Origin of the sequence: Fibrobacter sp. (genome assembly GCF_045601785.1) — a bacterium.
In the GTDB taxonomy this organism is placed as follows: Bacteria; Fibrobacterota; Fibrobacteria; order Fibrobacterales; family Fibrobacteraceae; genus Fibrobacter.
Map to the genome: position 1 here is coordinate 21,643 of NZ_JAZSAF010000085.1, position 17,801 is coordinate 39,443.

At 49.7% G+C, this 17,801-nt stretch carries 15 protein-coding genes; 5 read left to right on the plus strand and 10 right to left on the minus strand.

Annotated elements, in window-relative coordinates:
- Positions 1–165 precede the first annotated feature (165 nt).
- Positions 166–2,052 carry a molecular chaperone HtpG gene (gene htpG / locus ACKI61_RS13645; protein WP_407458219.1) on the minus strand — a complete coding sequence of 629 codons (1,887 nt, stop codon included), beginning with the start codon at positions 2,050–2,052 and terminating at the stop codon, positions 166–168.
- A gap of 251 nt (positions 2,053–2,303) precedes the next feature.
- On the opposite strand from htpG, the gene ACKI61_RS13650 reads away from it, so the two are divergent.
- Both ACKI61_RS13650 and ACKI61_RS13655 read left to right on the plus strand, forming a co-directional pair.
- Entirely contained in the window at positions 2,304–3,398 is a 1,095-nt protein-coding gene (locus ACKI61_RS13650) for a hypothetical protein (protein ID WP_407458220.1), read from the plus strand.
- Between the two features lie 59 nt (positions 3,399–3,457).
- Positions 3,458–4,696: a glycoside hydrolase family 18 protein gene (locus tag ACKI61_RS13655; RefSeq protein WP_407458221.1), complete on the plus strand. Its 1,239-nt coding sequence runs from the start codon at positions 3,458–3,460 to the stop codon at positions 4,694–4,696.
- 87 nt (positions 4,697–4,783) lie between these two features.
- Here the strand turns inward: ACKI61_RS13655 and ACKI61_RS13660 are convergent, their stop codons facing one another.
- The 3 genes from ACKI61_RS13660 to ACKI61_RS13670 are packed head-to-tail and all read right to left on the minus strand — an operon-like array spanning position 4,784 to position 7,694.
- Complete coding sequence (locus tag ACKI61_RS13660; protein ID WP_407458222.1) at positions 4,784–6,064, minus strand: FISUMP domain-containing protein; 1,281 nt, start codon at positions 6,062–6,064, stop codon at positions 4,784–4,786.
- 40 nt (positions 6,065–6,104) lie between these two features.
- The gene (locus ACKI61_RS13665; RefSeq protein ID WP_407458223.1) at positions 6,105–6,824 is read right to left on the minus strand and encodes an FISUMP domain-containing protein; all 720 of its coding nucleotides are present in this window, start codon (positions 6,822–6,824) and stop codon (positions 6,105–6,107) included.
- 18 nt (positions 6,825–6,842) lie between these two features.
- Positions 6,843–7,694 carry a hypothetical protein gene (locus ACKI61_RS13670; protein WP_407458224.1) on the minus strand — a complete coding sequence of 284 codons (852 nt, stop codon included), beginning with the start codon at positions 7,692–7,694 and terminating at the stop codon, positions 6,843–6,845.
- A 184-nt stretch (positions 7,695–7,878) separates the two neighbouring features.
- On the opposite strand from ACKI61_RS13670, the gene ACKI61_RS13675 reads away from it, so the two are divergent.
- Positions 7,879–9,432, plus strand: coding sequence for a DUF4832 domain-containing protein (locus ACKI61_RS13675; RefSeq protein ID WP_407458225.1), 1,554 nt, complete (start codon positions 7,879–7,881; stop codon positions 9,430–9,432).
- A 41-nt stretch (positions 9,433–9,473) separates the two neighbouring features.
- On the opposite strand, the gene ACKI61_RS13680 is transcribed toward ACKI61_RS13675, so the two are convergent.
- The 3 genes from ACKI61_RS13680 to ACKI61_RS13690 form a co-directional block, all read right to left on the minus strand.
- On the minus strand, positions 9,474–10,586 hold the full coding sequence (locus tag ACKI61_RS13680) for a hypothetical protein (RefSeq protein ID WP_407458226.1): 1,113 nt from the start codon (positions 10,584–10,586) through the stop codon (positions 9,474–9,476).
- 68 nt (positions 10,587–10,654) lie between these two features.
- Positions 10,655–10,984 (minus strand): type II toxin-antitoxin system RelE/ParE family toxin, encoded by a 330-nt coding sequence (locus ACKI61_RS13685; RefSeq protein ID WP_407458227.1) that lies wholly within the window; start codon positions 10,982–10,984, stop codon positions 10,655–10,657.
- Positions 10,974–11,249, minus strand: a complete 276-nt coding sequence (locus ACKI61_RS13690; protein WP_407458228.1) for a type II toxin-antitoxin system Phd/YefM family antitoxin — start codon at positions 11,247–11,249, stop codon at positions 10,974–10,976. The genes ACKI61_RS13685 and ACKI61_RS13690 overlap by 11 nt, the downstream gene beginning before the upstream one ends.
- Before the next feature lie 159 nt (positions 11,250–11,408).
- Here ACKI61_RS13690 and ACKI61_RS13695 point away from each other — a divergent pair, with 159 nt between their 5' ends.
- Both ACKI61_RS13695 and ACKI61_RS13700 read left to right on the plus strand, forming a co-directional pair.
- A complete protein-coding gene (locus tag ACKI61_RS13695) occupies positions 11,409–11,939 on the plus strand; it encodes a nitroreductase (RefSeq protein ID WP_407458229.1) in 531 nt (176 codons plus the stop codon).
- Between the two features lie 35 nt (positions 11,940–11,974).
- Positions 11,975–14,722: a valine--tRNA ligase gene (locus ACKI61_RS13700; RefSeq protein WP_407458230.1), complete on the plus strand. Its 2,748-nt coding sequence runs from the start codon at positions 11,975–11,977 to the stop codon at positions 14,720–14,722.
- Between the two features lie 113 nt (positions 14,723–14,835).
- Here ACKI61_RS13700 and ACKI61_RS13705 read toward each other — a convergent pair whose 3' ends face one another.
- From ACKI61_RS13705 to ACKI61_RS13715, 3 genes are all read right to left on the minus strand, one after another.
- The gene (locus ACKI61_RS13705) at positions 14,836–15,801 is read right to left on the minus strand and encodes a BspA family leucine-rich repeat surface protein (RefSeq protein WP_407458231.1); all 966 of its coding nucleotides are present in this window, start codon (positions 15,799–15,801) and stop codon (positions 14,836–14,838) included.
- 54 nt (positions 15,802–15,855) lie between these two features.
- Positions 15,856–16,581, minus strand: a complete 726-nt coding sequence (locus ACKI61_RS13710; RefSeq protein WP_407458232.1) for a BspA family leucine-rich repeat surface protein — start codon at positions 16,579–16,581, stop codon at positions 15,856–15,858.
- Between the two features lie 97 nt (positions 16,582–16,678).
- Positions 16,679–17,776 (minus strand): hypothetical protein, encoded by a 1,098-nt coding sequence (locus ACKI61_RS13715; protein ID WP_407458233.1) that lies wholly within the window; start codon positions 17,774–17,776, stop codon positions 16,679–16,681.
- Positions 17,777–17,801 lie beyond the last annotated feature (25 nt).

Below are 17,801 nucleotides of genomic sequence, written 5' to 3' on the forward strand. Positions count from 1 at the left end.
CGAGCCGACGAACATCGCACTCCGAAGGAGTGCAAATGTAGCGAACCGAATGCCGCGCACAAGCTTGCTTGTGCATGGCTGAGGTGAAGCTTTGCAAAAAAGGCCGCGATGGAATCGCGTTCTTTTTCATATAGATTGCTTCGCTAACGCTCGCAATGACGTTCACTATTTCACGCTGGCGGTCAGCAACTTGGTAATTGCTGCAACATATTCCGCCGGATTCGGGAGCGGAGAACCTTCGGCAAGCAGTGCCTGACCGTAGAGGGCCTTCGGCCAATCGCCCAGGTCTTCCTTGGCTTCGGCTTTCTTCTTGAGCATTTCGCAAATCGGGTGCGTCGGGTTGATTTCCAGGATGCGCTTGGACTTCGGCAAGTTCTTCTGGCCCATTGCCTTCATCATGCGTTCCATCTGGGCACTCATGGCGTCTTCGCTGGTGACCAGGCAGCAGGGGCTATCCTTCAGGCGGCTGGACACGCGGACTTCCTTAATGTCTTCGTCCAAGACCTTCTGCAGGTTTTCGCAGAGTCCCTTGAAGATTCCCTTGTTGGCTTCTTCGGCCTTCTTTTCGTCTTCGGTCTTTTCGAAGTCCACGTCGCCGCGGGCGATGTCGTGGAACTTCTTGTCGCCGAATTCCTGGAGGCTAGACATCATGAACTCGTCGATGCCGTCGCTCATGAGCAGCACTTCGTAGCCCTTGGCCTTGAAGGCTTCGAGCATCGGGTTGCTCTTCACGGCATTCTTGTCGCCGATGAGGTAGTAGATTTCCTTCTGGCCTTCGGGCATGCGCTTTACGTATTCGTCGAGGCCCACGAGAGCGTCGCCTTCCGTCTTGGTGCTTTCGAAGCGGAGCAACTTCTTGAGTTCGTCAAGATGTTCCCAGTTCATGTAGAAGCCTTCCTTAAGGACCATGCCGAGTTCGCGCCACCAGGCGTTGTACTTCGCGGCATCCTTGTCGGCCATGTTCTGCAAGGTGTCGAGCACCTTCTTGATGACGTGCTTACGGATGTTGGTGATAATCTTGTTGTTCTGCAAGATTTCACGGGACACGTTCAGCGGCAAATCTTCGCTATCGACCACGCCACGCACAAAGCGCAGCCAAGGCGGCAGCAAGTCCTTGCAGTCATCCATGATAAAGACTTTCTTCACGTAGAGCTTGAGGCCGTGCAGTGCATCGTTGTGCCAGATGTTGAACGGGGCCTTCGACGGAATGTACACGAGGCTCCAGAATTCCTGGGAACCTTCGGCGTGGCTGTGACTCCAGGCAGCCGGTTCGTCAGCTTCGTGGCTGATGACGTTGTAGAAATCCTTGTACTGTTCTTCGGTGACTTCCTTTTCGCTCTGGCGCCAAAGAGCCTGCTTTTCGTTCAGGCGTTCTTCGGGCTTTTCTTCGATTTCGCCCTTGTCGTTCTTCGTTGCTTCGGGGTGGAAGTAGATGCCGTAGCTCACGAAGCCGCTGTACTTCTGGACGATGTCCTTAATCTTCCATTCGCTGGCAAAATCTTCGGCATCTTCGTCGTCCTTCAGGTACAAAGTAATCTTGGTACCGACCTTGTCGCGCGGGGCTTCAGAAATTTCGAAATCGCCCGTGCCTTCGGATGCCCACAGGTAACCCTGAGTTTCACCGGCCTTGAGGGTCAAGACTTCGACCTTCTTCGCGACCATGAACACGGAGTAGAAGCCCACACCGAACTGGCCTATCAAATCGACGCTGCCCTTGTCGCCTTCCTTCAAATTCTTGATGAAGTTCTTGGTACCGCTACGGGCGATGGTGCCCAGGCAGTTGATCAAGTCTTCCTTGTTCATGCCGATACCGTTGTCTTCCACAACGATGCGCTTGCCTTCCTTGTTCACCGAGATGTCGATGCGGAGCTGCGTGCCCTGCGGCAAGAGTTCTGCGTTCGAAAGCGAGAGGAAACGGCGCTTGTCCAGTGCGTCCGCCGCGTTGGAAACGAGTTCGCGGAGGAAGATTTCCTTGTTGCTGTAAAGGGAGTTGATCATCAAGTTCAGCATGTCGCGAACTTCAGTCTGGAATTCCATCTTCTCTGTTGCCATTATTAATCTCCAGTTATCGTTAAAATTTGAAGCGAAATAGCAAAACTACGTTTCATTTTGAAACAAAAATCGCTTTTTCGCTTTGTTTTCGCGAAAGATAATGCAATATCCGTGCCAAAACCGGGTGTAAACCCTTTCCTACAAAAAAACTCTCCATATCACACGTTTTTGTACAAATTCACTTTCTAGCAGAAATCCACCTTGTTTTTTATTATCTTAAACGACAGCACCGCGTTCGGTCAGGAGGATCCATGAACATCAGAAAACATTGGAAAAAAATCTTATTGTCGTCAACCGCATTTTTCTGGGCCAGTTGCGGCGCGGACAGCGAAAGCACGCCTGTTGCAAGCGGGGCTAACAACGAAGAGCCGGTCACTCCCGATTCGATTGTCAATCCCAACGACCTTGACGGAATCACGATCGATACCCTTTATGGAATCAAACCCGTTTACGATGCCGACTCAGGAGCCGTATCCAGTTCTGACGCTTGCGATGGCAACTGCGCCACATCTTCATCTTCTGAAGACACTCCGTTGAGTTCTAGCGCAGTTTCCGGCAACGACGAAGCCGCGACTTACAAGCTCGCCAGCAATCCCGATGCAACCTGCAAAATGGTTGCAATGAACCCCACAGGTTCCTGCATCGAACTTTCCAAGACGCCTTCGTCCGAGTCACCCAAACCATCTGCGAAGGATTTAATCGACCAACTCAGAAACAACAAAACCAAGACCTTAGAAGAGCTGGAAGCCATCGAAGACCAGCTGGAAGACACGCCCGATTTTTCAGAAGTTGCCCTTTACGGCGTTCAAATGCCCACCTGCTTCAGATACAACTACATGCAAACATTTGAATGCTCCAACGACAGCACCTACTTCACCTACGAAGACAAAAGCGGCAAACACGTTTTGAAGGATTCTACCATATACACGCGTGAAGAGTTCGACCAAAAGTTCTCTAGCAGTTCCCAGGCCGAGGAAAGCAGTTCCAGCGCAGAGCCCGCATCCAGCAGCAGCGTCCAGACGCCGTCCCCGCTTTGCACCAAAAACGACTTTGTCGACTCCTTCGAACTACAAGAACAGTTCTCAACCAACAAGGGCGCACAAATCGACAGCGCCAAAAAGGCCGTCGAATCCATGGAGCTCGATTCCCTAAATAGAGCCAAGGTGAACAGTTGCCTAAGCTCGGTCGCCATCAACGAATCCGAGATCGAATTCAGAGGAAGCATCGCCAAAGAACAGACTTGCGACGGCGAAACCATCGTCAATCCGCGTTACCAGGCCAAACTCGATTCCAACCGGGCCTTCATCCAGGAACAAATCGACAACTGCCTGAAAAAACCGGAATAAAAAAGACATTGCGCCCTCCTTTCCGCAAAAAAACATATATTAAGAGAAAGGAGTGTGGCATGTCTAACAAGAATCTCTGTAGAAATATTCTTTCCGGCTTGGCTTTCGCCATCGCCGGTTTTTCTACGACAAGCGCCGAACCGCTGTTCATCGGCTACTACCCCGACTGGGGAAAGTGGCACAAGCCCGCCTACACCGTAGACAAGGTGCCGTACGAAAAGCTGACCCACGTGCTGTGGAGCTTTATCACGCCGGATACCGATGGAAGCCTGCGTGGCGATGCCGCAGACGACCCGAGCGCACTTGATTCCATGGTTACGCTCGCGCACGCTGCCGGAACGAAGGCGATTGTGTCGCTCGGCGGTGGCGGACAGAGCGAGAACTTCGTGCCCGTCGCATCGGACGACGCTCTCCGCGGCAAGTTCATCGCGAACCTCGTGCAGTTTGTCGCCGATCATAATTTAGACGGCCTCGACATGGACTGGGAATGGGAATACAACCCCGTGCCCGACGCCGACACCATCGCCTACAACAAGCTGCTCACGGAACTCCGCGCCGCACTCCCCGAAGGCAAGACCCTCTCGGCAGCGCTCCCCTGCTCGCAGTATTACGGAAAATTCTTCACGCCCGAAGTCCTCGTGAAAAACCTCGACTGGCTCGGGTTCATGACCTACGACATTACCGGCGACTGGGACGAAAAAGCCATGTTCGATTCGCCGCTCTACCCGCACAGCGGCTACACCACCTGGTCGTGGGAACAGACCCGCGACTACTGGAAAAAACGCGGCGTCCCCACCGAAAAGATGGTCTTCGGAATCCCCTCGTTCGGGTTTGAATTCAAGGGCGCAACGGGCCCCGGCACCGATTTCACCAAGGGAACGGCAAAGCAGGTCCCGTACAAGGACATCGTCGCGAACCCCGACTGGGAATTCTTCTTCGACAGCGTCTCCGTGTCACCTTACGGCGTATCTTCGACCGGCTACGTGACCTTCGAAGACCCGCATTCTTCTGCCATCAAGAGCCGCTGGGTCAAGGATAATGGCTACGCGGGCATCATGGTCTGGGAAGTATCGCACGACTACATCGAAGGCACCGGGAACCCGATTTTGGACAGCATCGCGGTCGTTTTGCGCGACGGTTCAACCGACGCAATTCCATACGCCCGCAAGGTCCGCACCACATCGCAGCCTTGGGCACAAAGTACTTCGGGCAAGCAGGTGGACGCTCTCGGGAAGTTTCAACACGGCAAGAAAATCAACACAAAGAAAGCTAGCTATCAGGTTCCTTCAAGAAATTGATGACATTCAAGGCTAATTAGGAATTATTTTGAGAAGCAAAAACCAGCCCGACTTGGGCTGGCTAAAAAACACAGTATTCAAGACATTCTAGCGCGATTTTACACAGCGAACACTATATGCTGTTGTACTGTAATTATTCAAGAATGGTTTTAGACGTGATCGGTAGACAGAGCCAGCAAGAATGTTTTGACCAGATCCATCCATTTGAGCACTAGAAATGCCCACCGTAGATATTGCCGACGTATCACATGAGGAAGTCCAATATACCGTGTAGCCTCCCTCGCCATTGAAACCTGCCATACTAGATGCACATCCGGCAGGCAACGCGGAAAATCCAAAAGAATCCAATCCAGTACCGTCAAGTTCAGCCCAAGTGACAGACTTTAGAATTTTTGAATTCGAATTGGCCTTCGTTACCCACAACAATTCGTCCCAATCAATGTTCGTCGGCACACGCCATCCAGCAGGACAAAACTCCGACATCTCGGGAGAAGAGCACTGCAATGCCATCATAGAATTAGTGGGCTGCGAAACCTTATAGAGACGTCCATACAGAGCACAGTAGTTCAAATCATCTTGATAGCAAACACTGCCCTCGACCTCGTAATTCAGGTTCTGCGCCATCCAAGTCGTCACGCCAATATTTATCGTAGCATAAACTTGTCCGTCCCGTTCATCGATTAGCTGTCCATAACTTTCAGCAGGGCTTGGGACATACACTTCATCCTTGATACAACGAATGCTGTAGGCGCCGTCAGAAAATTTTTGAGTAAACTGTAGTGCATCCGTTTGGTCAACTCTAACAAGATCATCGTTATAGCCCCCATTTCCATAACGAACCCAGTAATATCCCAAATTTAACTCGCAGACCATATTACCATCATTACATGATCCGGACCTACCTGCAAGGGTCGCAGAGAACCCATAAGCATTCTCACCGACATTCGAGGAAGATTTCAACATCTTACCGGCAACGCTTTCGCCGCCCACAGAACGGAATAAAGTCTTCCATTCTTCCGCATCCGGCAAATGCCAACCCGCCGGGCAAGCATCCTTAGCATCCGCAAAAGAGTAATACCCTTTTATATAACTCCTAAATGAGTCATAACGGGAACGTCCCAAATCATCAGCCATCCAAGTCTGCGAGCCGATCGTCACCATCCCATAGACCACCCCGTCTTTTTCATTGACAAACAGCCCACGATAAACCGTCGAAGGATCAACAACAGGGCCAGCACCACCGTTTCCGTTGCCAGAAACAACGTTTTCATTGTCAGGAGCGCTCGCAGAGTCATCACTACCGCCGCATGCAACGAGGCACAGCACCGCCGCAAGCGACAGCGCCATTGTAATTTTACGCTTTTTCATTATTATTCCTTGGAGTTAGGAAAGACTGCAATTAAGCAAATTAATCCTTTACGCAGCGGATAGATTTTGCTTCAGTGTTATACAGATCACCACCTATTACACCTTCACTACTCACGAACGCTGTACGAGTTGTCGGACAAGTAGTATCCTTCCCAAATCCTACTCTATAATAGTCGCCATCAGGCCAATCATAGGCAATTCTTTCCTTGAATTCATAGGCCCAGAATTCAGTACTAGTCCCCGCATTCATAAATCCACCCGCGAGCGTAGCTTGGCCTGCAGGCAAAACAGCAAATCCATAGTCATCGGAACCATTGCAATCATTCGTCACGTACGGGTTCTCAAACACACCCCACCCCTCTTTTGATATGAGTTTTTCCATTCCTTGATAGAGGCCATACGTTAGAGTATCGGCAACAAGTTGCAACAATTCTCTCCACTCTTTACCACTCGGAACGTGCCAGCCAGAAGGGCATGCTCCCGGCACTGCGTCATAGAAATAAAGACGACCATACATAGCGCAGAAATCGGGATTATTATCGTAGCAGACGCTATTTGGAGCTGCATAGTTAAGGTTCTGTGCCATCCAGGTCTGCTTTCCGATTTTCACAATCCTGTAGGATTGTCCGTCGCGAGAGTCAACCATTGCTGATCCCGAAACGCCACCGTCCGAAGCCGGGTTGGCATCATCACTGCCACACGCAATCAAGCCAAGTACAGCCGACAGCGACAGCATCATTGCAAATTTACGTATTTTCATTTTTTACTCCTGTTTTGATTAAACCTTGGTTTTCTGAAAAGTCTCGAAGCAGAACTTCCCGTATTTTTCCATCAAGCCGTAAGCGTTAGGCAAGGCCCGACTTGCAAATGTATGTGCGACGAGAACCCGTTGCCTTTTTCCGTTATAGCATATCTCCGCCACCATGCAATGAACGGTAATTCCTTTGCTAAGCTTTTTGCTTTTGAGAACTTTTTTCTTTTTGTTCGAGAAGTCGGCATCTATCGCGCCCTTTTCTTTCAACTTCTTCAGAAGATGTTCAAACACACTGCCGCATAGGATAACATATTTCCGATTTTTCGCAAAAATCTCATCGAGGCAGTCTTCTAGATAAGGTAGCAGCAGGTCGTAATCGTCTTTCTGGAACTTCGTTGTCTGCGATGCGAACGGAACAAGTTCCAGTTGCAACTTCTGAAGCAAAACCTTCTTCTTGGCGAGAAGTTTATTTTCGTTTGTTTCAAAGTTTTTGGGAAGCACAATCCCACAACCCGTCCAAGGTTTCAAGAATGCCGCCTGCTTCACGTCGAACGCATCAGGCCTGCAGCACTCCGGACAACGACCAGCGCCGTTCATCTTGTGATCGATATAGCTTTCAACGAAGCCTTTCAAGGACTTACGGTTCCAGCCCTTCGATATTTCCGCAAACTTCTTGTCGGCATTCTCGGCAATACACCCCGGATTCAGCATAACTACCACGGTCGATGCGCTTCGCTCGCCAAAGAAATGCGCGGGCTCGCCCTTGGTCGAGACATCAAAGGATAGTTTCTTCCCGAGATCAACAGCCCGCTTGATTTTCTTGTCCGCATACAGGTAGCCCAGGTCTTCCCTGATTCTATCGTCCAATTTCGACATCGCAATCCTTCGTGCAGATTTGTTTACATACTTAAATGTAACCAAAAAAAAACATTGTCAAGTATTTTTTGAAATTTCGGCCATTTTAGGGCAAAAAAGCGTTGACAAAAACGCATTTCGTTGACTTTTCTGCCATCCTACATTAGATTTAAGGGGACGGGCTTCGTCCCGAACGGAGTGTGGTATGAAAAAATCAATTTTCGCAGGCGGCATCCCGCTTATCGCAACGACATTGGCAACAGGATTGCTTGCCGCAATGTCTTTCGCGGCAGACCGTTCCGTCGCTCTCAACAAAGAAATCGAGACGCTCGAACCCATGAAGGGAATCGTGTTCTGGCCCGACCAGGCCAAAAGCCAAAAGAACCTGCAAGGTTCGATTTCGCTTGAATTCTCGTACTGCCTCCCCTGCGCCGTGGTGAAGGGCAAGACCGACGACAAGATCGACTATGACTGGAGCAGCTTTGAAAAAATGCTCGACGACATTGCGAGCCGCGGGCACCAGGCCATCGTACGCTTCCGCATCGAGTACCCGAGCGCAACCATCGAAAACGCATCGGGCTGCACTGAGAAGGTAAAGGGCGCCACCGCAGTCCCCAACTACATCAAGGCGAACAAGTCATATACCGAGACCTATTCCGAAAACCCGGGCGGCGACGGCCCCACCTACTACGCCGACTGGAGCAACAAGGAACTCCAGTGGTTCTACAAGCAGTTCTACACCGACTTTGCTGCAAAATACGACAAGGATCCACGCATCGCATTCGTGCAGGCGGGTTTCGGGCACTGGGGCGAATACCATATCTACGGCACCAAGCTAAACTTTGGAGTCAACTTCGCCACCAAGGATTACCAGGCCGAATTCCTGACGCATCTTGATAGTTTGTTCAAAGAGACCCCGTGGAGCATCTCCATCGATGCGGCAGACAACAACTACACGCCCGTCGCAGGCAACAAGACCTTGCTCGGGCTCAATTTCGGGCTGTTCGACGATTCCTTCATGCACGAGGAACACGACATTTCGCAGGGCAACGGCGATAACGAGCGGAACTGGCGCGACCTGGGCACGGACCGCTGGAAAACCGCCCCCGGTGGAGGCGAAGTCAGCTACTACACCGAAAAGGACCAGCGCGAGTTCCTGAACCCGGCAGGCCTTTACGGAGTTACCTGGGAAGATGCCGCAAGCAAGTATCACATGACCTACGTGATAGGCAACGACGCGCCCGAAGGCAGTTTCGCCACCAAGGATCGCGTGTACGAGGCCAGTTCCTATGCGGGCTACAAGTTCGAAATCACGGGCTATGCGGTCAACGGGATTTCTGCCGCCGTACGTGTAAAGAACATTGGCATCGCACCGCTGTACCACAATGCCTACGTGACCGTAAACGGCGTGCGCAGCGACAAATCGCTTAAAGGTTTACTCCCCGGCGAAGAAGCGACCTTCACCGTCGCGGGCCTCACAATCGGCGATAGCGAAACGCCCGAGCCCACCATCACCGGCGACAAGCTCTTGAAAGACGCGACCATTCCCTACAAGGCAAAACTCAGCGCAAGCGCCGAAGTCATCGCGGGGTTGCTCGATGAAAGCGGGACCACCGGCATCGCGGATACACGCTGGAATAAGGGTACCGCGGGCAAGGCCGCAAGCAGCCTCGGCAAGACCCGTGCCACCGACCTCAAGGGCCGCAGCGTCCCGAGCAAGGCCGCACACGGGGTGTACTACCCCGTTAAAAAGCGCTAGTTTACACGATGCTATTGTCTCGCCCGACGATCTTGACGGAATCATGAAAGCTCTAGTAGCCGCTTAAACGCAAGCCTGAACCATTCAGTATCAAATTCCGCTTTTACATCACTCGCCCAGTGGTTATAATAGCGCCTCTGGCTAAAAATCGCATTACCTAAAACATGATAATCCGTGCAAACAGCAAACAATTCTTTATACGAGTTGCCTGAAGTATTTTCAGAATCACGATTGCAATGCTTCGTGAAGCTTTCAAAACAATCCATTTCAAAGCCCAGATTTCGGCAGTCTTCGGCAAATCGTTCACTTTCGATAAAATCATATACCTTTGCACAGGATTCTTCAGTATCAATTTCGTCTAACAAAGCACCCCATTGTTCGACGAAAGTATCAACATCGGTCGTAACATCAAGCCAATCATAGGAAGGCGCATTCGTTCGATAGAAAATATTCAGAACCCGATTATGAAATGTTTCAACCGCCTTCGACTCCTCCGATTCCCCATAAATCATCCCCCTAAAATGTTTGCTCAAGAATTTATAGTGCGAAAAGCCGCCATCACAAACAAAATCATCAATTTTTGAAGGCAATGTGGAAATACGTTCCCAGTTTTCATCTATCAGTTTCTTGACCACATCGGCAGTTTCTTTGTATTTCCCTGCATAAAAATACACCTGAGTGCAGGGATCTTGCCCGTCCTGCAGCAAATTCAGGCAACCGCAGCCTTCCGGCACAGCATTCTTAATATAGATTCGTCCGTCGCTACAGAGCAGAACACCCATATCAATTGTCTCGGGAGTATAGAAACCCGCATCTGAATGGCTTTCAAAGATAGTTCGCCCACGAGGTTTCTTGAATTGAAGTGCATCTCCAAGCCCATAGCCAATTGCAATTTCGATTTTTTCTTCAAAGGAGCAACCTTCAAAGAAGGCTATGTAACGAGCGACATCCGGTTCATAGCCATAAGGTTCCCACTTGCTGATATGAGCAACCACAAACGACAAGAAATCCTTCGCAGACCCCGAAACGCGTTCACTCGCCAACTGCTCCGCCATCCAGGCGCGTCCCTTGAAGGAATCCTTATACGGATCCTGCTGTTCGCCATGATAATAGCGGCAGTATTTCAAGCCCCGATTTTCATTATCTGTCTGCATAGGAGCCTCCCTTCAAGAGTCACCTATAAATATAGATTCAAACAGATGTCAGAAAGTGACAAAATCTTTCACCGCATCAGTCTGTTCCAAAGGGCGTCTTCAAGATCGCGCCTTGAATCGACAACGGCAAGAACGACAATCTGTTCTGCCTGCTTACGATAAAAGACTCTCCATGGATTGATGGTGAGTTCCCGATATCCGCCTATCTGCAAATCTTCTAGTTCTGCGGGAATCTTGCCCAAGTCGGGAAACTTTTCCAAAAGCAGACATTCCTTCTTTATTTTGGCGAATGCCTCGCGTGCGTTTTGCATACTGTTTTGGGCAATGAACAATACTATCGATTTCAGGTCGAGCGCCGCTGATTCCGACCAGACCACTTGAAACTTTTTACTTGGCATTCAGTTCGCGCTCCAGAGAATCAAACAGGTCTTTTTGGCGGATGATTTTGCCACGCGAGACTTCGCTTTCGCTCTGTGCGAACAGTTTGAAAAGCTTTAACCCATCCTGCATTTTCTGGTACGTATCCACATCAAGAATGACTCCACGAGCTTCGCCATTTTGAGTCACCACGTAAGGAACATGCGATTCGCACACATGATCCAAGACTTGGGCCGCATTCGCCTTGATGTAGGAAATCGGTTTGATATTCTTGATGTTTGCCATTTTTCACTCAATTAGACTGAATTTAATACTAAATATAGTCCGATTATTGACACTTGTCAACATTCAAAACTTCCGCAAAGTTTATTTTTTTCGAAAGCTACATTTCTTCCCTACTTTTTTTGTAGATTTAAATTTATCATCCCTTTTCCCGGAGACTATATGAACGAAACAATCAAGACTTTGCTCAACCGCAGAAGCATCCGCAAATTCAAATCCGACGCCGTGAGCAAGGAGCTTATCGCACAAGTTGCCGAAGCGGGGATCTACGCCGCAAGCGGCATGGGCAAGCAGGCCGCCACCGTGGTCGCCATCACGAACAAGGAACTGCGCGACCGCATCTCCGAAATGAACCGTAAGATCGGCGGCTGGGACGAGGGTTTCGACCCGTTCTACGGCGCACCCGTGATTCTGCTCGTCCTTGCGAAAAAAGAAATTCCGACCTACCTGTACGACGGTTCGCTTGCCATGGGCAACCTGATGAACGCCGCCTACAGTCTCGGCCTCGGCAGCATCTGGATCCACCGCGCCAAGGAAGAAGTCGAAAGCGACGAGGGCAAGGAAATTCTCAAGTCGCTCGGCCTGAATGCCGACGAATGGGTTGGCATCGCCCACTGCGCCCTGGGTTACCCGGACTGCGAACAGCCCGCGGCGCACCCCCGCAAAGACGGCCGAATTATCTGGGCAGAATAATTTCCGGGCCAAAAATTTCTAAATTTGTGCCCACTATGGAAACTCGTTACAATTCTAAAGATGTGGAAGCCCGATGGCATAAGACCTGGGCTGAGAATAACAGTTTTGCACCCAGCGGAAAGGGCGAACCGTTCTCGGTCGTGATTCCGCCCCCGAACGTTACCGGCGCGCTCCATCTGGGACACGCTCTCAACGATACGCTCCAGGATATTTTGGTACGCTACCGCCGTAAGACGGGCCGCGACACGCTGTGGATTCCGGGTACGGACCATGCGGGCATTGCCACGCAGGCCGTGGTCGAAAAGCGCCTTTTCCAGGACGAACACAAGACCCGCCACGACATTGGCCGCGACGCGCTGGTGGAACGCATCTGGAAATGGAAGGACGAATACGAAGCCCGCATCACTAAGCAGCTCAAGAGCCTGGGCGTCAGCTGCGACTGGAGCCGTCAGCGCTTCACGCTGGACCCGGTCTGCGCGAAGGCCGTGCGCCACGCCTTCTTCAACCTGTTCAAGAAGGGCCTCATTTACCGCGGCAAGCGCCTGGTGAACTGGGATACCAAGCTCCAGACCGCCGTCGCCGACGACGAAATCTACTACGAACACGTGAAGGGCCACTTCTGGACGTTCAAGTATCCTCTGGCCGACGGTTCGGGATTTATCCCCGTTTCTACGACCCGTCCGGAAACGATTATGGGCGATACCGCCCTCGCCGTGCACCCCAACGACGAACGCTATGCGCAGTTCATCGGCAAGATGCTGAAGGTGCCGTTCGTTGACCGCGAAATCCCGGTGATTGCCGACGCAATCCTCGTGGACAAGGACTTCGGTACGGGTTCCGTGAAGGTGACACCCGCACACGACCCCAACGACTATGCGACGGGCCTGCGCCACAAGCTCCCGATGATCAACATCATGAACGATGACGGCAGCCTGAACGAGAACGCCGGCAAGTTCCAGGGTCTCAAGGGCCAGGCCGCCCGCGACGCCGTGGTGGCTGGTCTCGAAGAGCTCGGACTTTTGATCAAGGTGGAAGACCACGAAATGGACGTGGGCCACTCCGACCGCAGCAAGACCGTTATCGAGCCGTACCTCAGCGACCAGTGGTTCGTGAAGATGGACGTGCTCGCCGAAAACGCGATGAACGCCGTGAAGTCGGGCGAAATCAAGATTATCCCGGAACGCTACGCCAACAAGTATCTGGACTGGCTCGCTGAAAAGCGCGACTGGTGCATCAGCCGTCAGCTCTGGTGGGGCCACCGCATTCCTATCTGGCACACGGACGCTAGCGAAGACGAACTGAAGGCCGCATTCGCGGGCCGCGACGACATCTACTTCTACAAGGCCGAAAACGGCGGCTACCTGGTGTGCAGCCAGGAAGAAGACCTGAAGTCTGACGCCGTGCCGGGTCACGAACTCAAGCAGGAAGAAGACGTGCTGGACACGTGGTTCTCCAGTGGCTTGTGGCCGCACTCCACGATGGGCTGGCCGGAAAACACCGACACGCTCAAGCGCTACTACCCCACCAGCGTGCTCGTGACGAGCCGCGACATCATTACGCTGTGGGTCGCCCGCATGGTGCTCTTCAGCCAGGAGAACATGGGCACGGTTCCGTTCCACACGGTGTATATTCACCCGAAGATTCTGGACGGCAATGGCCAGACCATGAGCAAGTCCAAGGGCAACGGCGTGGACCCGATGGATATCGAAGAGAAGTACGGTACCGACGCTCTGCGCTTTGTGATGGCAAGCCTTTGCACCGACAACCAGGACGTGCGCCTGCCGGTGAAGAAGGAAAAGCAGCCGGATGGCCGCGAAATCAACACCAGCGAAAAGTTCGAAATCGGCCGTAACTTCAGCAACAAGCTGTGGAACGCCTGCCGCTTCCTTTACCCGCAGCTCGAACAGGCCGGCGCACTTGCCGCCGAACTCCCGATGGACAAGAGCTTGTTCGCACTGGAAGACAAGTGGATTCTTAGCCGCCTGCAGACGACCATCAAGGACGCCACCCGCATGCTCGAAGAATACCACTTCGCCGAACTCGCCGGGTTCCTGTACCGCTTCGTGTGGGACGATGTCTGCTCCAGCTACTTGGAAATCAAGAAGGCCGTAATCAACAGCGAGACGCTCACCGCCGAAAAGAAGAACGCGATGGCCATCCTCAGCTACGTGCTGAAGAACGTGCTTGACCTGTTGCACCCGGTGATGCCGTTCATTACCGAAGAACTCAACAGCATCCTGTTCCAGGGCAGCGAAATGGTGATCAGCCGCGCATGGCCCAAGGCCGACGAATCGCTCATTGACGCGAAGATTGAAGCCGCATTCGACCAGGCATTCGCCGTGGTGGAAAGCGTGCGTGGCGTGCGTGGCCGCTACAACGTGAGCCCCGCTACCAAGCTGAACGCCGTGGTGAGCGTGGACGATGCCGCGACGGAAGCAAGCGTGAAGGACTGCATGGCAATCATCACCGAACTTTCGGGTCTTTCTGACCTGAGCGTCGCCGTGAAGGCCGTGAAGCCGAAGTTCAGCGCCAGCGCCGTGGTGCCCGGTGGCGAACTCTACATCCCGCTGGAAGGAATCCTCGACCCGGCTGCAGAAATCGCCCGCCTCGAAAAAGAAATCGAGAAGGCCAAGGCATTCGCTGCTTCGATTGAGAAAAAGCTTTCTAACCAAAAGTTTGTCTCAGGAGCTCCCGAGGCGGTCGTGAACGCCGAACGAGTAAAGTTGGCTACACAGCAAGACATTATCGCGAAGAATGAGGCTGCGTTGAAGGAACTGAAGTAATTCACTTCGCCTAGTTCAGTGAACTTAAAAGAGGTACTCCACATGGAGCACCTCTTTTTCATATACGGAACCATGGTCGCAATTTTTCGACATCATCCCGGTTCATGGCTTAACTAATCTTCATCTTCTTCATCTAAATGGTCATCAACAAAACTCGCATTTTTTGTATTTGCATCTTCACTGCCCGATAAAGTTGGATCAAACCATTCCAATTTAACATCAGACCAATTCAATTCAGGTTCCTTGACCGGCTTGTCAGAACACCATTTTGGGAAAATACCTTTTTGTTCCAATGTAGAGTCCACAAACATTCCCTCTACGTCAGTTGAACTTGGCACCTTCCATCGATTAAGACTGGCACAAATCATTGCACAGTCACTAAATATACACCCACGAAACATAGCACGCATTGTTTTCACTTTTGAAACATTCCAGCCATCAAAACCATAACAAAAATCGGATTGGGAGTTCAAAAACATGCAACGCATATTTGTCACATTGGACACATTCCATTTACTGATATCACCGTTAAACCAAGATTCATTAAACATTTCTCGCATCGTAGTTACGCTAGATACATTCCATCTACTAATATCACCATTAAATTTGGCTTGACCAAACATTTCGCTCATATTGGTCACATTGGATACATTCCAGTTGCTAATATCTCCATTAAACGCAGAACTATAGAACATAGCCGACATATCTTTCACGTTAGACACATTCCATTTACTGATATCACCATTAAAATCATGTCGCTGAGAGTCTTCTTCCCACGCAAAGATCCCGCTCATATCTTCAATATGTCCCACATCAATGAAATTCAAGTCACATTCTAGCCCATCCTTAGCAATAGATTCATCAATAAGGCTCATCAAGTGTTCCTTGTCTTTTGCTACAACAGAGCAACCAAGCATTTTTTGCGTTGCCCCGCAGAAAACACAAAACTTTGCCTCAGGAGGCAATTCTGCACCGCACTGAGAACAAATTTTCTCTTGCACAATCGGTGCTCCACACTCCATACAGAATTTCGCCCCATAAGCAAGATTGGTCCCACAACGAGGACAGGTATTCTCCATAACAAATCATCTCCTATCTTTTTTTCGACTCAAAGACATTCAAAAAAAGTATCACTATTCCTCTAAATCAAATTCTTCATCTGGATCCACGTCTTCTCCAGGCCATTCTTCTTTAGCTCGAATTTCCTTAGTCTTCTTATAATACCAATCAGGAATATTACCTGAACGCTCTAAAGCTGAATTTTTAAACATATCTGTCACGTCGGTTACATTCGAGACATCCCAATCGCTTATGTCGCCATTAAACTCAGAATCCTCAAACATATACGACATATTGACTACATTCGAGACATCCCAGCCGCTTATATCGCCATTAAACAGTGATCCGCGGAACATCCCAAGCATATCCTTCACATTAGACACATTCCAATCACTTATATCGCCTTTGAATTTCGAGCGAGAAAACATAAAGCCCATATTAGTCACTTTTGACACGTTCCATTTACTTATGTCGCCATTGAATTGAGCCTGAGAAAACATCGAACTCATACTAGTCACATTAGATACATCCCAATCACTGATATCACCATTGAACTGTGTATTGTCAAACATTGCATACATGTTCTTCACATTAGACACATCCCATTTGCTGATATCACCATTGAACTGACGCAGACCACCACCGCCATTAAAAAGGTTCTTCATATCCGTAATCAACGATACATCGATATTATTTAAATCACAATCAAATTTTTTCCTTTTCAACCTACCCAAAATCAAGCCCTGCAAATGAACTTCACTTTCAGCCTTTACCGGTTTTGGACGGAATATTTTTTCCATTAAGTTTCCTAGCATTTCCATATCCTCATAGCCGCATTAAAGCTGTTCAACAGTTTATCGATGCGGCGCTATCAATAAACTGTTGTGTTTTCATCAATTAATGAAACTTATCAAGGAAATCTCCAATGGAATCAAAAGGAGTTTTTCCTTCAGGGGTTTTATCAATGACTCCCGTTGCACTCAATATTGTAAAGAGCAAAAGGAACGCAAAGAAGCAAATCACTAGCGGCGCTACAAACGCATGCCAAACAAAATAACACACTATGCTTATAATAAGTCCGAAAACCATTTCAAAGCAGAGTGCAAAAATCAATCCAACAAACAAATGGCTTGTAACTGATCTAAGCACCATTGACAAAACAAAAGCACCTACACCCAGGACCAATGCAGCGCCCATATTTCCGCCTTTTGCATAAAAGGCGATTAATATTGTCACTAGCATAATAAAGCCCAAACATCCTGCGGACATATTTGCTTTAGACTTCTTTTCGGCAGCTTCTTTACGCGCTTCTTCTTCGGCCTCTTCTCTTTCTTTCTCTTGTCTCCTGCGTTCAGCTTCGCGCTCCTTACGCTCCTCTTCTTCGCGGTCAGCCCTTTCCTTGGCCGCTTTTAGTTTTTCATATTCGGTTTTTAATTTGTGACTTGTTTCCCACATTTCTTTTTGATTATTCTTGCTTTTTTCATAGCAAGAAGGACACATATATTCAAGTGTTCTCCGAATTCCATCATACTGTTCATAAGAACGCTTTTCTTTTTCATTCTGAGGATGAACCCAATTTGCATAGTTGTGATATATTTCACTACCTTTTTTCACAAAATCTTCAACTTTTTTATAAATAACCTTACGACCGCTCATCACATATTTGCATCCACAATAATCACATTTTCTAATTTTATCCGCACAATCACCACAAAGCTTTTTTCCGTCAACTTCTTTAATTTTGTCCTGTCTCGTTTTAGTTCCACAATGTGAGCAAGGATTCCAAGGCAAGGTAGCATCAAGCATTTCTTGATGATGACGTTCCTCTAATTCCATCATCTCTCGATGGCGACGTTCTTCATCTTCTCGTCGCTGCTGTTCAATTTCTTTTTGACGTTCTCTTTCATTTAGGCATGCAACGCAAACACCATCATACATCGCCCAAGAAGAATCTAGCCATTTTTTACATATCCTACATTGACGAAGTTCACTCATTTTTTCACTCCTTAAAAATTAAAGT

Excerpts from the sequence above, each read along its gene's own strand:
- ACKI61_RS13680 (WP_407458226.1), bottom strand. The coding sequence starts at position 10,586 with ATGCAGACAGATAATGAAAATCGGGGCTTGAAATACTGCCGCTATTAT.
- ACKI61_RS13675 (WP_407458225.1), top strand. The coding sequence starts at position 7,879 with ATGAAAAAATCAATTTTCGCAGGCGGCATCCCGCTTATCGCAACGACA.
- ACKI61_RS13695 (WP_407458229.1), top strand. The coding sequence starts at position 11,409 with ATGAACGAAACAATCAAGACTTTGCTCAACCGCAGAAGCATCCGCAAA.
- ACKI61_RS13670 (WP_407458224.1), bottom strand. The coding sequence starts at position 7,694 with ATGTCGAAATTGGACGATAGAATCAGGGAAGACCTGGGCTACCTGTAT.
- ACKI61_RS13705 (WP_407458231.1), bottom strand. The coding sequence starts at position 15,801 with ATGGAGAATACCTGTCCTCGTTGTGGGACCAATCTTGCTTATGGGGCG.
- ACKI61_RS13700 (WP_407458230.1), top strand. The coding sequence starts at position 11,975 with ATGGAAACTCGTTACAATTCTAAAGATGTGGAAGCCCGATGGCATAAG.
- ACKI61_RS13690 (WP_407458228.1), bottom strand. The coding sequence starts at position 11,249 with ATGGCAAACATCAAGAATATCAAACCGATTTCCTACATCAAGGCGAAT.
- ACKI61_RS13685 (WP_407458227.1), bottom strand. The coding sequence starts at position 10,984 with ATGCCAAGTAAAAAGTTTCAAGTGGTCTGGTCGGAATCAGCGGCGCTC.
- ACKI61_RS13655 (WP_407458221.1), top strand. The coding sequence starts at position 3,458 with ATGTCTAACAAGAATCTCTGTAGAAATATTCTTTCCGGCTTGGCTTTC.
- ACKI61_RS13715 (WP_407458233.1), bottom strand. The coding sequence starts at position 17,776 with ATGAGTGAACTTCGTCAATGTAGGATATGTAAAAAATGGCTAGATTCT.
- htpG (WP_407458219.1), bottom strand. The coding sequence starts at position 2,052 with ATGGCAACAGAGAAGATGGAATTCCAGACTGAAGTTCGCGACATGCTG.
- ACKI61_RS13665 (WP_407458223.1), bottom strand. The coding sequence starts at position 6,824 with ATGAAAATACGTAAATTTGCAATGATGCTGTCGCTGTCGGCTGTACTT.
- ACKI61_RS13660 (WP_407458222.1), bottom strand. The coding sequence starts at position 6,064 with ATGAAAAAGCGTAAAATTACAATGGCGCTGTCGCTTGCGGCGGTGCTG.
- ACKI61_RS13650 (WP_407458220.1), top strand. The coding sequence starts at position 2,304 with ATGAACATCAGAAAACATTGGAAAAAAATCTTATTGTCGTCAACCGCA.
- ACKI61_RS13710 (WP_407458232.1), bottom strand. The coding sequence starts at position 16,581 with ATGGAAAAAATATTCCGTCCAAAACCGGTAAAGGCTGAAAGTGAAGTT.